General features: G+C 59.6%; 10 protein-coding genes. 3 read left to right on the forward strand and 7 right to left on the reverse strand.

The genetic code is table 11. The features are described 5' to 3' along the window. Positions 1-38 precede the first annotated feature (38 nt). From ACEN2J_RS03525 to ACEN2J_RS03550, 6 genes are all read right to left on the reverse strand, one after another. On the reverse strand, positions 39-299 hold the full coding sequence (locus ACEN2J_RS03525; protein ID WP_442103347.1) for a hypothetical protein: 261 nt from the start codon (positions 297-299) through the stop codon (positions 39-41). Between the two features lie 169 nt (positions 300-468). Beyond that, positions 469-1,128, reverse strand: a complete 660-nt coding sequence (locus tag ACEN2J_RS03530; protein WP_442103322.1) for a 4'-phosphopantetheinyl transferase family protein — start codon at positions 1,126-1,128, stop codon at positions 469-471. Continuing rightward, positions 1,128-5,669 (reverse strand): MupA/Atu3671 family FMN-dependent luciferase-like monooxygenase, encoded by a 4,542-nt coding sequence (locus ACEN2J_RS03535; protein WP_442103323.1) that lies wholly within the window; start codon positions 5,667-5,669, stop codon positions 1,128-1,130. Before ACEN2J_RS03535 ends, ACEN2J_RS03530 begins: the two co-directional genes overlap by 1 nt. A 28-nt stretch (positions 5,670-5,697) precedes the next feature. Beyond that, a complete protein-coding gene (locus ACEN2J_RS03540) occupies positions 5,698-6,720 on the reverse strand; it encodes a glycosyltransferase family 2 protein (protein WP_442103324.1) in 1,023 nt (340 codons plus the stop codon). A gap of 3 nt (positions 6,721-6,723) precedes the next feature. After that, a complete protein-coding gene (locus tag ACEN2J_RS03545) occupies positions 6,724-13,086 on the reverse strand; it encodes a type I polyketide synthase (RefSeq protein ID WP_442103325.1) in 6,363 nt (2,120 codons plus the stop codon). 330 nt (positions 13,087-13,416) lie between these two features. After that, positions 13,417-14,829 (reverse strand): hypothetical protein, encoded by a 1,413-nt coding sequence (locus ACEN2J_RS03550; RefSeq protein WP_442103326.1) that lies wholly within the window; start codon positions 14,827-14,829, stop codon positions 13,417-13,419. Between the two features lie 338 nt (positions 14,830-15,167). On the opposite strand from ACEN2J_RS03550, the gene ACEN2J_RS03555 reads away from it, so the two are divergent. Then, a complete protein-coding gene (locus tag ACEN2J_RS03555) occupies positions 15,168-15,914 on the forward strand; it encodes a WecB/TagA/CpsF family glycosyltransferase (protein WP_442103327.1) in 747 nt (248 codons plus the stop codon). Positions 15,915-15,948: 34 nt separating this feature from the next. Here ACEN2J_RS03555 and ACEN2J_RS03560 read toward each other — a convergent pair whose 3' ends face one another. After that, positions 15,949-16,932, reverse strand: a complete 984-nt coding sequence (locus ACEN2J_RS03560) for a glycosyltransferase (RefSeq protein ID WP_442103328.1) — start codon at positions 16,930-16,932, stop codon at positions 15,949-15,951. A gap of 337 nt (positions 16,933-17,269) precedes the next feature. Between ACEN2J_RS03560 and ACEN2J_RS03565 the strand changes: the two genes are divergently transcribed. Next, complete coding sequence (locus tag ACEN2J_RS03565) at positions 17,270-18,151, forward strand: CpsD/CapB family tyrosine-protein kinase (protein ID WP_442103329.1); 882 nt, start codon at positions 17,270-17,272, stop codon at positions 18,149-18,151. Between the two features lie 12 nt (positions 18,152-18,163). Further along, positions 18,164-19,555, forward strand: a complete 1,392-nt coding sequence (locus ACEN2J_RS03570) for a Wzz/FepE/Etk N-terminal domain-containing protein (protein ID WP_442103331.1) — start codon at positions 18,164-18,166, stop codon at positions 19,553-19,555. Positions 19,556-19,827: the final 272 nt, after the last annotated feature.

Here is a 19,827-nt window from a genome sequence, read left to right on the forward strand (position 1 = left end):
ACATGGGCGAGATTTCGCCAAAGCTGCCACTGTCTGGGTTAGTGCTTGGTCGAGGCCTGATACTCTTGTTCAAGGTGCGAACGGTCGGCGCGCGGTGGGGCCGGTGCATAGCCGCTGTCTTCGCTGAAACGCACAAGCCGCAAATAGGCCCACATCCCCAAGCCGCCACCAACGGCCGCGAGAATAAAGGCGACAGTTACTTGCGCCGTGTTGGTCCAATCCGCCGACAGCGCCAGATAGCCAAAGGCCCAAAACCCGGCCCAAGCGATAACGTTGGTGGTGGCGATAACCTTTTTCACAGTGGATGATGACATTTTAACCTCCCTTTTACAAAAAGCGTGGCACGCTTTTGCTTTGGCCTAAGGATAGGGGATGTTTTGGCCAACACATAGAAGAATCTGATTATGGGCGTGTGAAAGCGTTTGGCCCTAGCAGATCAAATGACAAATGAACCCTGTGCAAACGGCCTTAGGCGGTAACCACTGTTAAGAAATGGCCTTGAGTTTGGGTGTATCGGCCGCCGAGGGTGCTGCCAGCCGCAAAGCCCGGAACATCTTGGGTAAACTGGGCGGTAAAATGCGTGGCGCCAAGGGTGATATGGATGACCTCAAACCCGAACAGGGTTTTGGAGCGCGCATATTGCGCCTTATAGGCCGCCTCTTTGGCGGAAAAGACAAGCTTGGCCATAAGCGGCGCATCGGGCGCGCGGGCAAGGGTGGCGCATTCGTCTGGCAGCAAGATCGTATCCCATAGGTCGGGCGGCAACGGTGTTGCCGGTTCCAGATCAATGCCAATAAAGCGCGGGGCCTGCGTGACCACAGCAAGGCAAAGCGCGGCACTATGGGTGATCGAACCGTTCAGGCCGGTGGGCCAAATCGGCGCGCGGTCGGCACCGATTGGGATGGCCTGTGCGGGGCAGCCCAGCTGCTCCATCGCCTGCCGTGCAGCGTGACGGCCCGCTGCAAATTCACGCTGGCGGGCGTCTATGGCGTTGGGCAGCGCCTCGCCGCGCCAAAGGGCTGGCGCGGGTTGGGTTGGGTCGGTTGCAGCGACGGCTGCGGTTCCCGGCAACAGGCCCCGCGCTGCCGCCGCAAGGGCCGCAAGGTCGGGGGCCGCAAGATCGGGCATCAGCTATTTGCCCGCTGGCGCATCGCGCGACGGCGGGCCATCGCATCAGCCCGTGTATTCGCCCGTGTCTCCGCACCTGTGTTAGGTGCGGTCATTGTGGGGGCCGCGTCCTGCACCGACGTTGGTTGAAGTGCGGGTTTAGCCACGGGTCCTGTGGCTTTTCCGATATGTGCGGCAAGCGCCTCCAGCACAGGAAAGCGGAAGATGTCGGTGATCGACAGCTTGGCCACGCCCAGCTCGGCGCGGATTTCGCGGTGGGCTTGGACGGCCAAAAGCGAATGCCCGCCGATGGCAAAAAAGTTATCCTTGGCACCGACTTTTGGCACGCCCAAAACCCGCGACCAAATGGCCGCCAGTGCCTCGGCCACACCAATCGGGGCAACATAGGTTTCCGTAACAGGCGCCAAAGCTGCCGAGGGGGCCGGCAGTGCTTTGCGGTCAACCTTGCGATTTGGTGTCAGTGGAAAGCTTTGCAGCGTCACGAAATGCTGCGGCACCATATGGGCCGGCATTACCGCAGCCAGCGCGGGGCGCAGGGCCGCCTCATGGGCCGTGCCGCGCAAATAGGCGACAAGCCGCAGATCGCCGGGGGTATCTTCGCGTGCCATAACAACGGCTTGATCCACGCCGAGCTGGCCTTCTAGCACGGTTTCAATCTCGCCCAATTCTATCCGATACCCGCGCAGTTTGACCTGATGGTCAGCGCGTCCAAGGAAATCGAGCTTGCCATCGCTGCGCCAGCGCACAAGGTCACCAGTGCGGTACATCCGGCCCGCATGAAACAGATTGGGCAAGAAACGCTCGGCCGTCAGGTCATCGCGTTGCCAATAGCCGCGCGTCACACCGTCGCCGCCGATCCACAGCTCACCAGCCACACCCAGTGGCACAGGCGATTGCGCATCATCCAGCACATAGACCTGCGTGTTGGCTATGGGTGTGCCGATATTAACCACCCCCTGCCCTGCACGTGCAGATTCAGTCGTGGACCAAATGGTGGTTTCGGTCGGCCCGTACATGTTTTCAATATGAGCGTTGGTGGCGCGGCCCAAATCCTCAACCAGCGCCGAGGGCAGCGCCTCGCCGCCCAGCATCAGGGTTTTCACGCCTGATAGGGCTGCGCGGCTGTCATCGTTCATCGCGATCATCCGCGCCATTGACGGCGTACATTGCAGGTGGGTCACCTTGTGGCGCACAAGCTGTGCGGCGATGGAAAAGTCATGCGCTTCCGGCCCCGATTGATTGGACCGCCGCAGCACCTCGGCCAGCGGATAAAGCCCCTCCATCACCGTTTCCGTCGCAATACCGTAATCGATCAGACAGGCCACCTCGGTCACACCGATTTTCTTCAGGCCCTCAACGCGGGCAAGGCAATCGTCGACCGTGCCAAACAGACCGGACTCCTCAAAATACCGTCTAAAGGCAAAGTCGAGGATGGCCTCGTTTTCCTCATCCGACAGCGATTGCAAGTCAATCTGCATCGGGCTTTCAACACCTGCTGGTTTCTTGAACGCAGGAAAGGCCCAAGCGTATTGCTTGATCAGCCCCGCCGCCGAGCGCAGATAATCCTTCATCGGTTCACGGGCGATGTCACGGGAAAGCTCACGATCACGGGCGATATAGGTGTGCAGCATCAGGGTGACGCTGAAATTAGCAGGATCATGGCCCGCGCCGCGCAGGGCATCGTGGTAGAGCTTGATTTTATCGCCGACTTCCTCAACCGACTGGCCAAGAAGGTGGGTCAACACGTTTGCGCCAATCTCGCCCGCCTCACGCCAAGTGGCGGGGTTTCCGGCGGTGGTGACCCAAATGGGCAGCTCCTTGGACACGGGGCGCGGCTGGGTGGCCACGCCGAATGTACCACCCGATGCGGTTGGAAAATCGACCACCTCACCCCGCCACAAACGGCGGACTTGATCGATGGATTTAAACATCGCATCGCGGTTGTTGGGCGGCGTGTTTTCGGGGCGCAGCACGAAATCATCGGGGTGCCACCCGCTGGCAATCGCAAGGCCCGCGCGGCCGTTGGTCAGGTTGTCAATGACGCCCCATTCCTCGGCGATCCGCGCCGGATGGTGCAAGGGGGCCACGCAAGACCCAGCCCGCACGCCGATGTTTTTGGTGACCGCCGCCACGGCTGCACCTGTGACCGAGGGGTTCGGATAAGGGCCGCCAAACGCGTGAAAGTGACGCTCGGGTGTCCAAACCGCGCAAAACCCGTGGGCATCGGCGAATTTCGCACCTTCCAGCAGCATCTCATATTTCTTGGGGCCCGCGCCATCATCATTGCCCCAGTAGTAGATGGAAAACTCCATCCCGCGTGCGGACGTGATGGTGCCAGACGATACCAAAGCGCGGTTTTCATCCGACGACAGCACCAGCTTAAACCCGCGCGCCAGCGTCCAAAACAGCTCCAGCACCGAAATATCGAACGACAGCGAGGTGACAGCCAGCCAAACCGAACCTGCGGCGTGGTCGATCCGGTCATCCATGCCTGCAAAGAAATTGGCAACGTTGCGATGTTCAACCATCACGCCTTTGGGCCTGCCGGTCGAGCCGGATGTATAGATCATATAGGCAAGATCGGCGCTGGTGACGCCGCTGTTTGGGTTGGTGTCGGGGGCGTCAGCGATGCGGGGATCACTGTCGATGCACAGCGTTTGCGCGTCACCGGTTGGCAGACCATCCACCAGTGCGCTTTGGGTCACAATCACAGGCGCAGCGCTATCTTCAATAAACAGCGCGATACGGTCGGCGGGATAGGCGGGGTCCATCGGAACATAGGCGCCACCGGCCTTTTGAATGGCCAGCGCACCGATCAGCATATCCAGCGAGCGTGTGGCGCACAGGCCAACCAGCGTGCCGGGGGCCACACCCATACCCGCCAGCACATGCGCGGCGCGATTGGCGCGGATGTTCAGCTGGGCATAAGTTAGGGTTTTGGCCTCAAACACCACGGCGGGGGCATCGGGGGTTTTCAGCACCTGCGCCTCAAATGCCTGATGCACGGTTAGGCTGTGGTCATAGTCTTTGGCGGTGTCGTTGTATTGGTTCAGGATCAGGTCACGCTCGGCCTGCGGCAAGATCGGCAGATCGGCGCAAAGGGTTTGCGGGCTGGCGGTTTGCAGCGCCGCCGCCAGTGTTTCAATGCGGGCGGCAAAACCGGCAGCATCGGCGGCGGTAATTTTGGACGCATCAAAATGCAGGGCATCGTCGGTCAGGGTCATGGCTGTTCCGCGAACGGGGTCTGCATCGGAAAGACCAATGGCAGGGGTTTGCAGCGTGGCAAGCGCAGGGTCACGGTGCGGCAGGTCTATGGCGAAACCGGGGGCCGATTGGGCAGCAGTCAACGCCGTGATAAAAGCGGTTTTCGCCTGTTCCAACGTGCCGTTTGCATCAAGATGTAGTGGCGACCACCCCGACAGATACGGCGATTGCTGCGGCGATTGCACAGCCAGATCAAGCGCGCCTTGACCCAAAGCCCGCGCCACGCCCAACGCATTCGCAAAGGCAGAGGAGGTCAGCGGCAGGCTTTGCCAATCGGGCGAAGTCGATGCGCCTTGTGGCAAATCGAGCGGTATCAGCGCAGCCAACGCGCGGCGCATTGCGCCCTCATGCGGGGCCGCGGCGGCAATGGCGGCTGTGATCGGGGCGGCATCATCGGGGCTGGCCAGATAGGTAACGCCCAAGGATTTCGGGCAAACCGCAGCACCGTTCAAATCCAGCAAGCCTGCAAGATGCAAGGCACCAGTGGTGCAAGTAACGATCAGGCCGGACTCATTTGCCTCGGTCACGGTGCCGGGGATGCCATCGCCTGCAGGCAAGGCCTCGGCCTTGGTGGCCAGCAAAATGCGGCCTGCAATTTCGATTTTTGGCATGGCGACCGGATTGAGGTAGCTGCCATGATCGAGGCCACGCACCAAATCAGAAACCTGATCGGCACTTTGGTTGAAATTCAGACGCGCGGCGGCGGCGGGCCTGTCGGCGCGGCGATACTCGTTGCGTTGGCTAAGGTCTTGGGCCGTGCCTGCGGCGTTAGATTCGAGCGCATCCATAACAGCGGGAAAGCTGTCGATCGCCGCCGCAAAACACTTGGTGTTCAGCGTCAGTGCAGTCTCATTTGCGGCAATGTCAAACAGAGTTTGGGCAAGGATAGCGCCTTCATCAACGCTCGCAACCATGCGGTGCCATGTGATGCCATGCTGGGATTCGCCGTTCAATATAGCCCAAACGGGGGCGTTCAGGCCCGCATAGCGCGGCAAGGGGCCATCGTGAAAGTTCACAGCCTGATCCGCCAGCGCCAACACCGATGCGGGAACCACATTCAAGTCGGCGATGGATAGCAGCCAATCGACCCGCAGGCCTGCCAAACGGGCGGCCAGCCCTGTATCTTGCGCCTCAACCCGCAGCCCTTGGGCCAGCCCCCACGCCCGCACGTCCGCGTTGCGTGTGACCAGTGCCGCGATGGAATGGCCGCGTGCCAACAGCGCCTGTGCGCACTGGATGGTTAGGGATTCGTTGCCAATAATCAGGGCGTTAGACATCGTACTCTCCTTCCCCGCAGGTGCGGGGTTACTCGGTGACCGTTCCCGTTGCGGGCCCCGTCACGGGCGCTTGCACGGGGGGCATTTTATGTTGTGCACCGCGGGCAAACCAACGCGCGGCATGGGCTATCAGATCACGCAGAAAGCGCGGCGGATCGCCCCGGTCTTTGCGTTGGACCAACAGCCGCAGCCGCCACAACATAGATCCGAATATAAGCGATATTGTGGCGAAAATGGCGTAGACGCTGCCATGGGTTTTGGTGAAATAATACTGGCGGCTGTCAAACCAATAGGCAGGCATCCGCGCCCATGTGCGCATTCCGGTCGAAACCGAACCGATATGGGTGACATGGCTGTCGCGCACATAATCGACAGCATGGCCTGCAACGGCCAAGCGGTGGCACAGCTCGGTTTCCTCAAAATACAGAAAGAAGGTTTCGTCAAACAGGCCGATGTCATCCAGCACATCTTGTCGCATCATCAGGCTGGCACCGGCAAGCCAATCCACCCGCGTGGTGACTGTCGGGATAGGCTGGGCGACGATATAGCGGCGCAACAGGCGACTGACGGGGCCGAACCGCACCGAGGCCTCAAACTCGGCCAAGATAGACGGAAACCGAAAGGCAGTTCGGTGCGGTGCGCCGTCATCGCCGTGGATAAAGCTGCCAGCAAACCCTGTGCCCGGGTGGGCGTTCAGGTGGTCATAGAGCGCGCGGATGGCCCCCGCATCGGGAAAAGCATCCGAGTTCAGGATATAGACGTAATCGGGCCGCGCCCCGTTTGGCAGCCCCGCACGGATGCCCACGTTATTGCCCGCACCAAAGCCGCCGTTATGCCCCGACTGGATAACCCGCACCGGCGTTTGCCCTGTGTCCCAGCCCCGCGCGGCAACCTCGGCGGTCAGCGTCTCGAATGAGCCATCGCCACTGTTGTTGTCAACGATGGTCAAAGCGCTGGGGAGATCTTGCATTTCACGCAGCGCCGCCTCGGCGGATTGCAGGGTCATGGCGGCCGTGCGCCAGTTTAGAATGACGGTCAAAAGGGTTTTCATAGGTTATTCCGCCGCCGTGGCCAAAATTGACCCCGTATCAGGTTGGGCATCAGGTTCGGCATCCGCAATGGCATGGCGCAGGGCACCAGCCAACACGCGGACATTCGGTTCCAGCACCATGGAATCGTGATCACCCGGCACCTCGACCACCCGCAGCGCGGGGGCAAAACGGGTTAGGTCGTTGTCGGGGAACACATATTCCTTGGCAGCACTGACCCAGTTACCGTTTCCAACCTGCCAGTGCCGATCCAGCGGTGGGCGAAACAGCGCCGTGGTGCCGTGGCGCAAGGGCAAGCTGTACAGCGGCAAGGCGGCACGAAAGGCAGCCTCGATCGCGCCATTGTGGAACGCGCCTTCGGTATCGACGGGCGCGGCGTTGCGCTTTGTGCGCTCCCACTCCCACCGCGACTTGGCCCAATCGATCAGATAGGCTGGGCCGCCTTTGCGCAGCTCGGCCAGCTTTATCAGGGCCTTGTCAGGGCGTGACAGGCCAGGGCGCAGCGGCAAAGGTGTATCCAGCAAGGCCAACAGCGCCACCTCTTCGCCCGCCTGTTCCAGCTGTGCCGCCATTTCCCATGCCGTCAGCCCGCCACCCGAAAAGCCACCAAGCAGGTAGGGGCCATGCGGCTGCACTTGGCGCAGTTCGGCGATGTAATCGGCCGCAGCCTCGGGGATGCTGGTGTGCGGCGGCTGGTCGCCATAGAGGCCACGCGCTTGCAGGCCATAAAACGGCCGGTCGCCGCCGATAAGCTGTGCAAGGTGGCGCAGGTTCAAGACGTTGCCAAACATGCCCGCAACAAGGAAGAACGGCGTTTTCGGCCCGCCTTCGCGTTCATGCATCGCGACCAGATGGGTAAAGCGGCGTTTCGGCGTTTTGGGTGCCTCGGCGGTGTGTTGTGGACCGATGCGATCCTCGATCAAGGCCGCACAGGCGGCGATAGTCGGGGCCTCAAACAGTACCGAGATCGGGAAGTCGGTGCGGTAGGTTTTGCGCACCATGGCAAACAGGCGCACAGCGATCAGTGAGTGGCCGCCCAACGCGAAAAAGTCATCCATAACACCGACTTGGCCCACGCCCAGCAGGTCTTGCCAAAACCCGGTCAGGGTGCGCTCAATATCATTGCGCGGCGCGATATAGTCGCTGTCGAGGTCGGGGCGCTCAAAGCTCTGGCCTTGTTTCGGCGCGGCCTCGGTCCGTGCAGTTTGCGCGATCAGGGCAGGCAGGTCCAGCGAGGAGACGATGATTTGCGGCGCATTCAGCGCCAGCGCACGGGTAAACGCCTCGGCCCCTTGGGCGGGTTGGATGCCTTGCGACAGGGTATGCGCAAGCCGTTCCTCGGCAGGCGACAACTGCTTGTCGCTGGTATTGTCAAAGGTCAACTCGCGCGGATCGGGGGCGGTGAACGACAGCGCGCCCTCTAGCTTGCGAATGGTAAAGCCCGTGATTTCAACACACACCTTGCCGGTGGCATCGGCCAAAGTCACATCAAACACCGCAGTCGCATCATTGGCGCGGTTGGGGGCTGCATTGCGCACCCAAGAGGTAATGGTGGCAGGCAGAGGCGCAAAAACCCGCACAGTTGCATAGGACATTGGCACCCAAAGGTGGTCGGGGCAGTAGCCCTCAATCAACCCCATAGCCCAGCCTGTTGCCAAATCCATCAATGCCGGGTGCAGCCGCCACGGCCCCGCCTCGGATTGGTATTTGGCAGGCAAGGCCAGCTCGGCAATGCCTTCGCCCTTGCCATAGGCGAAGGCGTTCAGCACCCGCCAACGCGGGCCAAAATTCAGATGCGCCTCTTGTGGCGATGGCAAGCCATGGCCGCGCTCGGGCGCAGCACAGCGCGCGGCGATGCCGGCATCAATCTGCGGCGCAGCGCCGCTAAGCGGCAGCAGCCGCGCTTGGGCGTTCAACTGCCAGCCGGCACGGCCTTTCGCGGTCACGCCAGAGCGTAGCTCAAAATTATAACCCTCATCCGTTGGGGTCAAAACCGCGCGGATATCGGGCACATCCAGCGGGCGGAAGAAATAGAGATCGCGGATCTCGAATGCCGTCATCCCTTCCTGCGCCATCGCCTCGGCGGCAATTTCCAGATAGCCTGTGCCGGGGATCAGCGCGTGGCCCGCTTTGGTGCGGTGGCCGTCCAAAACCCAACGGTCAGGGCCCAGATGCGCCGTGAACAGCCGATGCCCTTTGTCATCAAACGTCGCCTCATCCAACATCGGCTGATCTATGGGCAGCCGGGGCGCAGGCGGCCGTATTCCCGTGCGATCGGCCAGCGCTTCGGCGGCCATGCCAACATCGGCCCAAATGCCCCAATTCAGCGCGGTAACATGGGTTTTGCCACCCTTGCGCGATTGGGCATAGGCGTTAAGGTATTCATTCGCCGCGATATAGTCGACCTGCCCCGCAGGTCCGGTCACGGTTGACGTCGATGAAAATAGCACCAGCCGTTCAATCGCGCCATCGGGGAACAGCCCTTCCAGCACGCGTGTCCCGTGCAGCTTGGGCGCAAAGACCTCTTCTACAGCAGCCGGTGATTTTGCCAGCAGCGGGCCGTCATCAATCACGCCCGCTGCGTGGATAACGGTGTGAATAGGGCCAAAATGCTTGGTCGCCTCAGCCACCGCGGCACGCATATCTTGCGCGTTGGTCACATCGGCGGTCAGCACCATCACGTCCCCGCCCAACCCTTCCAACCGTTGCAGCGCAAGAATACGGCGGCTGGTGCCATCCGAGGGGCTGTGTTTTGCCAAATAGGCTGGCCAAGCGCTGCGTGCAGGCAAAACCCGCCGCGCGATCAGCGCAATTTTCGCGCCATGATCGGTGATCAGCTTTTCCGCCAGTGTCAGGCCGATGCCGCCAAAACCACCCGTCAGCAGCACAGGCGCGCCTTGCGGCATGGCAAGCGGGGTATCGGGCAGCGCCGCGGGCTTTACCCCACGTTCCAGCCGTTTTGCCCCGCGCAAGGCCGCAGCATGATTGGCAGGCAGTGCCAGCAGTTCGTCTAGCACCTGCAAGGCCAACCCCGAATAATCTGCCTTACCGCGCCGCGCCCGCACCGGCAGCTGCAGGTCAAGCGTGCTGCACGTCACCCCCGGAACTTCGCGCGGGATAACCATGGCAGGGCCTGCGATGGTGGCCTTTTCAGGATTGGCCAGCCCTTCGTCGCGCACCTGCGCGGCACCGTTGGAAAACACCGTGATATGCAGTAGTTGCGCAAGATTTTCCTCGGCCAAGGCTTGGCCCAAGAACATCAGCGAATAAAACCCCTGTTCGATATTGCGATGGAAAAAGCTGGAGCCGGGACGGAAGGTTTCCCCGTCGGTCACCAGCCAGAAATGCGCGATACGGCTGGGCGTGTTCCCATGCGCGATCAGGTCTTTCAGCAGCGCGTCATAGTCTTCGCGGCCGCGTTCAGGGGCCAGCCGGTAGCCGCCCTTGCCATCAGCGCCAAACGCATCGCCCGGCCGCACGGGGATAACCCTGTGACCTGCGGCGATTAACGGCGCAAAGGCCGCCTCGGCCAGCCCTGCGGCATCCATAAACACCAGCCAGGTTTGCGGGGCGACCCCATCAAGACCCGCCTCAATATCCACATCCGTTTCAACCGCACGGGGCCGCCAATGGGTTTGCCAGCCCCATTTTGCCACATCTTCAACCCGCATCGGCAGGTCGGGGGCAGTTGCCGCCACCTGCCCAGGTTCGATAAAATACTGTTTGCGTTGAAAAGCATAGGTGGGCAGCGGCACACGGTGACGCGCGGCATCGCCCCAAATCGGCGTCCAATCGGCATCAACACCACAGGCCCAAAGCCGCCCGATTGTGGCGATATGCCATTGATCATCGGGGATGGTCTGTTCAGGGTGGCGCAAGGCCGCAATCACCTGGCCCGCAGGCACGCCATTGGCTTGGGCCAGCGACGACATCGCACGCCCCGGCCCCATTTCTAGATACACACGGCTGGTGGCTTTCAGCGCCTCCATGCAGGCGGCAAAATTGACCGTGTTGCGCAGATGCGCGACCCAATATTCGGGATCGGTGGCCTGTGCGACGGTCAGTTCCCCCCCTGTGCGGTCCGAGATGATCGGCAATTGCGGGGCGTGCAGCGCGATTGTCCGCAGATAATCGCCAAAGCGCGCAAGGATTGGGTCCAACATTTTAGAATGGGCCGCGATATCAATTGCTATGCGCTGGGTCTCAACATCCCTCGCGGCAAAGGTTTCGGCTAGCGTTTTCAACGCGGCATCGGGGCCAGAGACGACGCACAGGCCCGGTGCATTGACGCTCGCCATATCCAGATCATCGGTCAGCAGCGGGCGCACCTCGGCCTCATCAAGCGGGATCGACAACATCCCGCCCGCAGGGACCGTATCAAACAACATACCGCGCAGATGGACCAAGCCGATGCAATCTTCAAAGCTCATCACCCCTGCCAAACAGGCAGCGGTGTTTTCGCCCATGGAATGACCAACCAGCGCCTGTGGTTGAACACCCCAAGACTGGTACAGTTTCGCCAGCGCATATTCGGTGATCATAATCAGCGGCAGCTGCACGGACGGCTTTTTCAACGCCTCATTCGCCGCGGCCTCACCCCCCTTTTCGGGCAGCCAAAGCGCGCGGATATCATAGGAGAGCTTCGGTTGCAGGATGTCCAAACCGCGATCCATCCAATCGGCAAACTCGGGTTCTGTCTGGTACAAATCCCGCGCCATGCCCGCATATTGCGCGCCGCCACCGGGGAACATGAACACCACATCGGGGGCATCCATCTGGTCGTGGTTAAAGATACGGCGCGGGTCTTTGCCCTCTAGCAGATCGGCGGCAGCGGTGTGGCTGTCAGCGACAACAACACGGCGTTTTTCAAAGGCACGGCGGCCCTCTTTCAACGTCCACGCCACATCGGCAAGCGGCTGTTCGGGGTGGGCGCGCAGATGGGCGGCAAGGTTTTTGGCCTGCCCGTCCAGTGCCGCCTTGGATTTCGCCGACAAAACCAACAGTTGGAACGGCCAATCGCTCTCGCCCGAAGGGGCACGCAGGGGCGCCTCCTCCACCACAACATGCGCATTAGTTCCGCCCACACCCAACGCGTTGACACCCGCACGGCGCGGGCCTTTACGACGGGTCCAGTCGGTCAACCGATCATTTACGCGGAAAGGCGAGGATTCAAAATCAATCGACGGGTTTGGCGTGGTGTAGTTCAGGCTCGGCGGCATTTGGCCGTGATGCAGCGACAGGCTGGTCTTGATCAGGCTGGCAACACCGGCGGCTGTATCAAGGTGGCCGATATTGGTTTTCACCGAACCGATACGGCAAAAGCCCAGCTCATCGGTGGTTTCAGCAAAGGCCTCGGTCAGGGCGGCAACCTCAATCGGGTCGCCAAGAAACGTACCCGTGCCGTGGCATTCAATATAGTCGATGGTGTCGGCGGTCACACCTGCAATTGCCTGTGCTTCGGCAATCGCGCGGGCTTGGCCATCGACCGACGGGGCCAGATAGCCCGCCTTGGCCGAGCCGTCATTATTAACAGCCGAGCCTTTGATGATCGCCCAAATATGATCGCCATCGCGCACCGCATCCAGCGCACGACGCAGCACGACCACACCCGCACCCGAGCCGAAAACCGTGCCTTGCGCCGATGCGTCAAAGGCGTGGCAATGGCCATCGGGCGACAGAATTTCCCCATCGTTAAAGATATAACCCCGCCCTTGCGGCAGCTCAATCGTCACGCCACCGGCCAGCGCCATGTCACATTCACCCGTCAACAACGCCTGCGAGGCATAGTGAACGGCGACCAAGGACGTAGAACAGGCCGTTTGCACGTTAATGCTCGGGCCTTTCAGGTCAAAGATGTGGCTGACGCGGGTGGACAGAAAATCTTTGTCATTGCCGGTATGGCGCAGCAGAAACATGCCGGTGTTTTCGACCAGATCAAGATTGGAACACAGGTTGAAATAGAAATAGCTGCCCATGCCGCAGCCGCCGTAAACGCCCACCGTACCGGGAAAGGATTCAGGCGGGTGGCCAGCGTCTTCTAAGGCCTCCCAAGCCACCTCTAGGAATTGGCGGTGCTGCGGGTCAAGGATCGCGGCCTCTTTGGGCGAAAACCCAAAAAATTCCGCATCGAAATGATCGAAATTATCCAAGGGGGCGGCGGCGGGTACATAGTTGCGGTGGCGCATGCGGGCGGGGGTTTCGCCAGCGGCCAGCAGTTCGGCCTCGGTTAGATGGCGGATGCTTTCAACACCAGCGGCCAGATTGGTCCAATATTGCGAAACAGACCCCGCACCCGGAAGATGTGCGGCCATGCCAACAATCGCGATATCGTTTTCACTCAGTTCCGTCTGGTTTGCCACGTCTGCCATTATGCGTACCTTGGCCCTTTCACTGCGTCTTACACATCGGGGCCTTGCGCTGACGCCACGATAACCACTTATTCTATTGCACTAAATTACCGTAAATTGCCCAATTTGAATAGCCGCTACTGTGGCACAGGCCGATCATTGCACCAGCGGCGACAATGCCGCAGTGCTGCCACATTGCTGCCATGGTACCGCCCTGCGCCGCATAAAATAGGGCGAATGGTGCCCCAAACTGTTCCTTTAACAAGAACGAAACCCGATGATTGGCCCACATATGGAAACAGTGAGGCACGCCGATTGAACCGGCCCACCCCGAATCACAGGCCGCGCGACTCACAAAACCGTGCGCGGTCCGGCACGTGTCACAAAGCTGGCCTTGCGCTGTGCCATTGCATCGCGCTTGCGCTGCTTTGCCAAGGTTTCAGCATAGCCCAACAACGCCCCCGCCATCAGCCATGTAAACGGAATAAGCGTGGCATTGGGCAGTAAATCGGCAAGGTTGGCCGCGTAAATCAGGGCAATCGTGCAGGCAAGGGGCGAAAACGCCGCGGACCGCTGGAACAAAGCCTCGCGCGCCAGATACATCAACGGCAGGATCAGCAGGCCAAATTCACAGATATAGCCAAGCCACCCATAAGTGCCCAAAACGATAACCCACTGGCCGTCTGGAACGGTTAAAATCCCGCCCGTGACGGGATCAAGGATCAGGTTGCGCCCATAACCGCCCCAACCAAACCACGGTTTTTCCATCGCGCGGGCCAAAAGCTGTTCTTCGTTCACGATACGATAATTCAGCGACTGGTGGCGCTCGGCGCTAATAGACATGGCGTAATCAAGAAGAGTATCGAGCGGGATAAGATGCGCGCCGCGCAGCAACGGATAGGTGATGACAACCACGCCCAGCGCTGCGGCCAAAAGCAGTTGCCAACGTCGCCCAACCAACAAGATGATCGGGGTAAGCCCCAAGGCATAGACGACCGGCCCCACGCTTTTGCAGGAATACAACAAGAACATCAGGTACAGAAATATCGCCAAATCGCGCGGCCTGTCATTGGCGCTACTGGTGCGCAAAACAATCAACGCCGACATCGCCGACATCAGCGCAAAAAAAGCCACCCACAGCCCGTGTGGCATAAACACAATCGGGCGAAATCCGCCCGCCCGTATAGTTTGCGCAAAGTCGTGCTGAAAAAAGCCGTAGATCCAGATGTTCAGCTGCGGCGAAATCCGCGTTTCAAGCAACATCGGCAAAGAATAGACCAAGCCCGCCGCGATCAGCGCACCTACCATCACTTTCATCGCGGCTTCGGTTCGCAATATCTGCCGCGCCAGAAAGAACGGGATCAGCGCGATGAATTGATAGCTGATGGTCGACACGGAATCATACAACCGCAATGCGGGCACATCCTTGGCGACGATTGGAATGACGTCAGGGTTGGTGATTGCCGTGGCAAAAGGGCTGACGACATAAGCCACGATTAAAACACGGCCGATCAAGCTGCGCGGAAAAAAGCTGACCTTTTCGTGCAGCACCCAGATCGTAAGCGCCAAGGCGCATAGGTTCGCGATGGTGAATTTATCCATATCCGGCACAGCGGGCAGGTTGATATTCGCCAGTGGCGGCAGCACCATATAGGCCGCAAGGATAGACCAGATCAGCGCTTTTTCACGCGGCAAACGTCGAAACAGCACCGTTGCGATAACGGGCCAGACAAGCAACATGATATAGGCAAGTGCATTGGGCATCGCCGGCGCATTTATCCTTTGGCGGCAATGGCGCTGTGCCTGCCGCGTGTTTCAGACGCCTTAATAGCACGCAACATGCCGACAAACTATCCAATGCCTGCGCAGCGCAGACCAAGTGTTGCCCACCAACACGGTTTCACAGTTGGTAGCTGTGTTTTGCGGCGGCAATAAATCATAAAAAGTAATTATTTTTTAGGGATTGCAGTCAGGCCGTTGCAAACACACCGTATTTCAGAAACAAAGTGTTGCGCACTCTGCCCGTTTTGACACGCGCAAAATCACGCTCTGGCGTGGACTTGATGCTAAGGAACTGTGCGTTCTGGGTTAGGATAATCGGTATGAAGTTTGTTTTTGGCAGCACGGAAATTGTGATCACCCACACAGATACGGCCTCTATTTTGGCCGAAGTGGCGCGGCGGTTACGCGCAGGTACGGGGTTTGCTCTGGCCACCATCAACCTTGACCACCTTGTAAAACTGCGCCGTGATAAAAAGTTTCGCGCGGCCTATGCGCAGCAAGATTTGGTTGTGGCGGATGGTAACCCGATTGTCTGGCTGTCAAAGCTGGCGCGCCGCCCTGTGGGCTTGGTCCCCGGTTCGGATTTGGTTATGCCATTGGTGCGCGTGGCGGCAGCGGCGGGGCGGCCTGTGGTGCTGTTTGGCAGCACGCCAACCGCGTTAGAGGGTGCGGCCCGCGCGCTGTACAAAGACGTGCCGGGGGTCGTTGTGTCACGCACAATCGCGCCTGCTTATGGGTTTGATCCTACGGGTGAGGCCGCAAATACCGCCTTGCAGCAGATTGCCACGGACGGCCCTTGCCTGTGCCTGATCGCCCTTGGCGCGCCCAAGCAAGAAGAGTTTGCCGCCTATGGTCGCAAAATCGCGCCGCAAGCGGGGTTTGCCTCGGTGGGCGCTGGCGTTGATTTTCTGTCGGGGTATCAGCAGCGCGCCCCCGAATGGGCACGCCAATTTGCGCTGGAATGGCTGTGGCGGACGTTGCAAGAACCCAAACGCATGGTGCCGCGCTATGTTAGCTGTGCCGCGATATTGCCCGAACAGGCATGGTTAGCGTGGTGGCGGCGCTGAGATTGACCTAAACGGAGGTTGGCCCAAGCAGGGCCTATTTATACTCGATCAAGCCCGCGCGTTTGCGCCGCAACCGCCCCCACCAATACCCCAACACCCCCTGTGCCTCGGGCAGTTTTCCTAGCACCGTAAAGATCGCAGCCTCACCGCCCAAGCGCGGGGTCAGACGCAGCACTTGCAAAGGCCAAGCCAGCAGCACCGCAACACCCAAAGGATGCAGCGCACCAGCCACCAGCGCCACCGCAGGAACCCCCAACCCCCAGATCACGGCGCGGCGGGCTTCAGCGACCCAATGACGCTCGGGCGCGCGCCCATGCCGTGCGGTTCCTTCAGCAAAGGCATGGCCCGCCCGGCGGCTGCGCTTCCACCATTGGGAAAACTGCGTGATCGCTGCGTCATGCAATGTCATCTCGGCATCAATGCGCCAGATCTCGGCCCCATTTCGCGCCAAGCGCAAGCACAGATCCGGCTCTTCGCCCGCGATAAGGCTGGCATCAAAACCGCCTACCGCGCGCACCGCAGCGACCTGCATCAAGGCATCACCACCACACGCCAGGGCGCGGCCAACGGGGGTGTTCCACTCGGCATCAATCAACCGGTTATAGACCGAGGCATCGGGAAACCGTTCGCGACGGCGACCACAAATGACCACGGCCTGCGGCTGGCTTGCCGCAAAGGCCAAAGCCGTTGCCACCCAATCGGCATCAACCGCGCAATCGCCATCGACGCATTGGACATAGCCCCCCCGCACCCGTTCAAGACCTGCATTGCGCGCCCGTGCTGCGGTAAAGGGTTGGGTCATCTCGAGCGGGACAACCTCTGCCCCCAAGGCCCGCGCCAGTTCAACACTGCCATCCGTTGACCCGCTATCCACATAGATCACCCGATCAACCTGCGGGATCAAAGACGCAATGCATGCCTGCAAGCGCGCGCCCTCATTTCGGCCAATCACAACGGCATCCACCCCTTTGCACGGGTGGGGACGAGGCGATAGATCGAGGGGGGCGCTAGAGGGCATGGATTGCTTTTACCTGAAGGACTTGGCACGACTATAACCGCATTTGCCACACCCTTCCTAGACCACCCTTGCACGGCCTGACGGCTTTTATTTTCAGGCATTATCTGTTAGACATAAGTTTCTGAGCGGGGGCTCGGGCGAATCTGATTGGCGCGCATCATTTGGGTGCTGCCGTAAAACGGCCTGAAAACTCGCCTGCTGCAAAGCGGGTACCTATTTGTGTAACCGCCCGTGTCGGCAACCGTCGCACCGGGCAGCAGGAGCCTGATTTCGTATGGCTGACCACGATATCTTGATGTCTTCTGCCAATAGGCAGAAGGATTTAGGGCAAGCGCCAATGGATGACAAAAGCTTCCGTAAAATGGCAGAAGAGGTAAAGCGGCCTCCGTCATCGGCGGTTTCGGTATTTCGTGGCACAATGACACCTGCACAAATGCCCGCTGTCGTGGCCGCAGGCGCGCCCGCGCCAGCCAGTACTGCCCTTAATCTGGCGCAGCCAAACCCAGAACGGGTGTGGGAATCACTCAGCACTGTGACGCTGGATGCGGCTGCGCTGATTGGAAAAGGTCTGTTCGCAAATACGCAACAATCGAATGCGACCGACTATTTTGATATTCTGCGCACCCGTTTGCTGCATGCCATGCAAGAGCGCGGATGGAAGCGGATCGCTGTTACCTCGCCCACCCATGGCTGCGGTAAAACCTATATTGCGGCGAACCTTGCGTTTAGCCTTGCGCGCCGCCCATCCAGCAAAACCGTCCTGCTGGATATGGAGCTGCGCAATCCCGGATTGGCCAAGCTGTTTGGCCTGACCGACGCGGGCACGATCCGCGATTTTCTGAATGGCGATCAACCGCTGGAAAGCCACTTCAAACGCGTTGGCCGCACATTGGCGCTGGGGCTGAATGACACAGCGCAGACCGATGCCGCCGAGGTTCTGCATGAACCGTCAACTGCCACGTCACTGTCAGCGATGGTGGCGCAACTGGACCCGGAAATGGTGATTATAGACGCGCCGCCAACCTTGGTCAGTGATGATGCTCTGGCCCTTTTACCGATGGTTGACGCGGTTTTGCTGGTGGTTGACGGCACGAAAACCACCGCCGAAGATGTACGCGCCTGCGAACGCCTGTTTGCGGATCATTGCCCTTTGATGGGCGTGGTTTTGAATCGCGCCCAAGACCGCAGCTTGCGCCGCTATCAAAATAATAAATCGTGATATGAGTATAGTATGAGCCAGATTCAAAGCATCGACGAACTTATCGGGTTGCTGGTGCGCCGACGCCTTCTTATCGGGGTGGTGGCAGTTTTTGGCATCGTAATGACCTTGCTTTATGTGATGTCAAAGCCGGATGTGTTTGAAAGCACCGCCGTTATTCAGGTGCAAAGCCCGAATGCGGCAACCACGGATACGACCACAACCACCCCTCGTGAAAACTCGGCGCAGCGGTTGCAAACCATCCAGCAACAGCTGACAACCCGCGAAAACATGCTTGCCGTGATCGCGCGGCATGGCCTGTTCGCGGGCACGGCGCTAACCGATGACGAAAAGGTGCATCTGCTGCGCATTGGGTTACGGTTTGAAACGGTTGCAAGCGCTGCCTCGGCCGGCTTTGGTCAACCGTCCGAGGTTTCGGCGCTCTTGATCAGCGCACAGGCGGGCACTCGCGCCCAAGCCGCCCGCGTGGCGAATGATTTTGCCCAAGGGATTTTGGACGCGGGTGCCAATAGCCAAGCCGAGCAACTTCGCCAAGCCCTTAGCTTTTTTCGTCAGGAAGAGGTTGGGTTAAAAGCGCAGATCGACACGGTCAGCAGTACTTTGGCCGAGTATCAGACCAAAAACCTTGATGCCCTGCCCGCCCAACGCGATAGCCTGCGGATCGAACTGACGGGCATAGAAACCGAGCTGCGCTCACTTGATCAATCGCTTGTTGCCGCGCGCAATGACCGCGCTGTGATTGACCGCAAACAAGTGCTGCGCGTGACAGACAGCCGCCAGCTTGACAGCTTGATCGCGCAAATCGAAACCCAGTCGGCACAGGCACAGGCCCTAGAAGTGCGACGGGCCGAGATTTTGGCAACATTGGCCAAGGCACAAGATTTCGACCGCACGATCGACACCTATCAGCGCAACTTGACCCAGCTGCAAAGCCAATATGCCGAGGTAGCACGCAAAAGCGCCAGTGCCGAGACGGATGCAAAGCTGCAAGATCTTCAGCAATCTGAAACCTTTACCATGCTGGAACGCGCTGCGGAACCTGATTACCCCATCAGCGGCGGGCGGCGAAAGCTGGCAATGGCTGGAGTCATTGCCAGCTTGGTCGTTGGATTAATCGCGGCCTTTATACTGGATCACATCCGCCCGGTTTTGCGCACCCGCAGCCATTTAGAGCGCGAGCTTGATCTGCGGCCCATCGTGGCAATTCCCGAAGTCAAACGCTCTGACCACTCGCTGCGCGAATGGATTAAGGATGATTTGCCAAAGCTGTCAAACTTTACGCTTGGCCAAAACCTGCCAGCCCTTAGCGCGCGGACAGGAATTGGCCCGCTGGGCCGCCCACACGCCATTATTGGCGGTGTTGTGATCATTGTAATCGTGGCGATTGCCGCCACGATGGCCTGAAACCAGACAGCTTTGCACCGCCTAGCCTGCGCTATTAAAAAACCCACACCAGATTAAATGGCGTGGGCTTTTTTATACCGTGTCTGACGTCAGACGCTTGGTCGTATCAAATACTCCAAGCCAAATACAGATCGATTAATAGCCGGTGCATTTCATAACAACGCCAAGGGTCCGTGACAGAACCTTAAGATCGGTTGGAATGCCCCCACTGAAGTGGTCCACCAATTGGGATATGATTATCCCGTTTTCAGGAGGACTAAACAATGGCTGGA

It is taken from the genome of Pseudorhodobacter sp. W20_MBD10_FR17 (assembly GCF_052119765.1).
Taxonomy (GTDB): domain Bacteria; phylum Pseudomonadota; class Alphaproteobacteria; order Rhodobacterales; family Rhodobacteraceae; genus Pseudorhodobacter.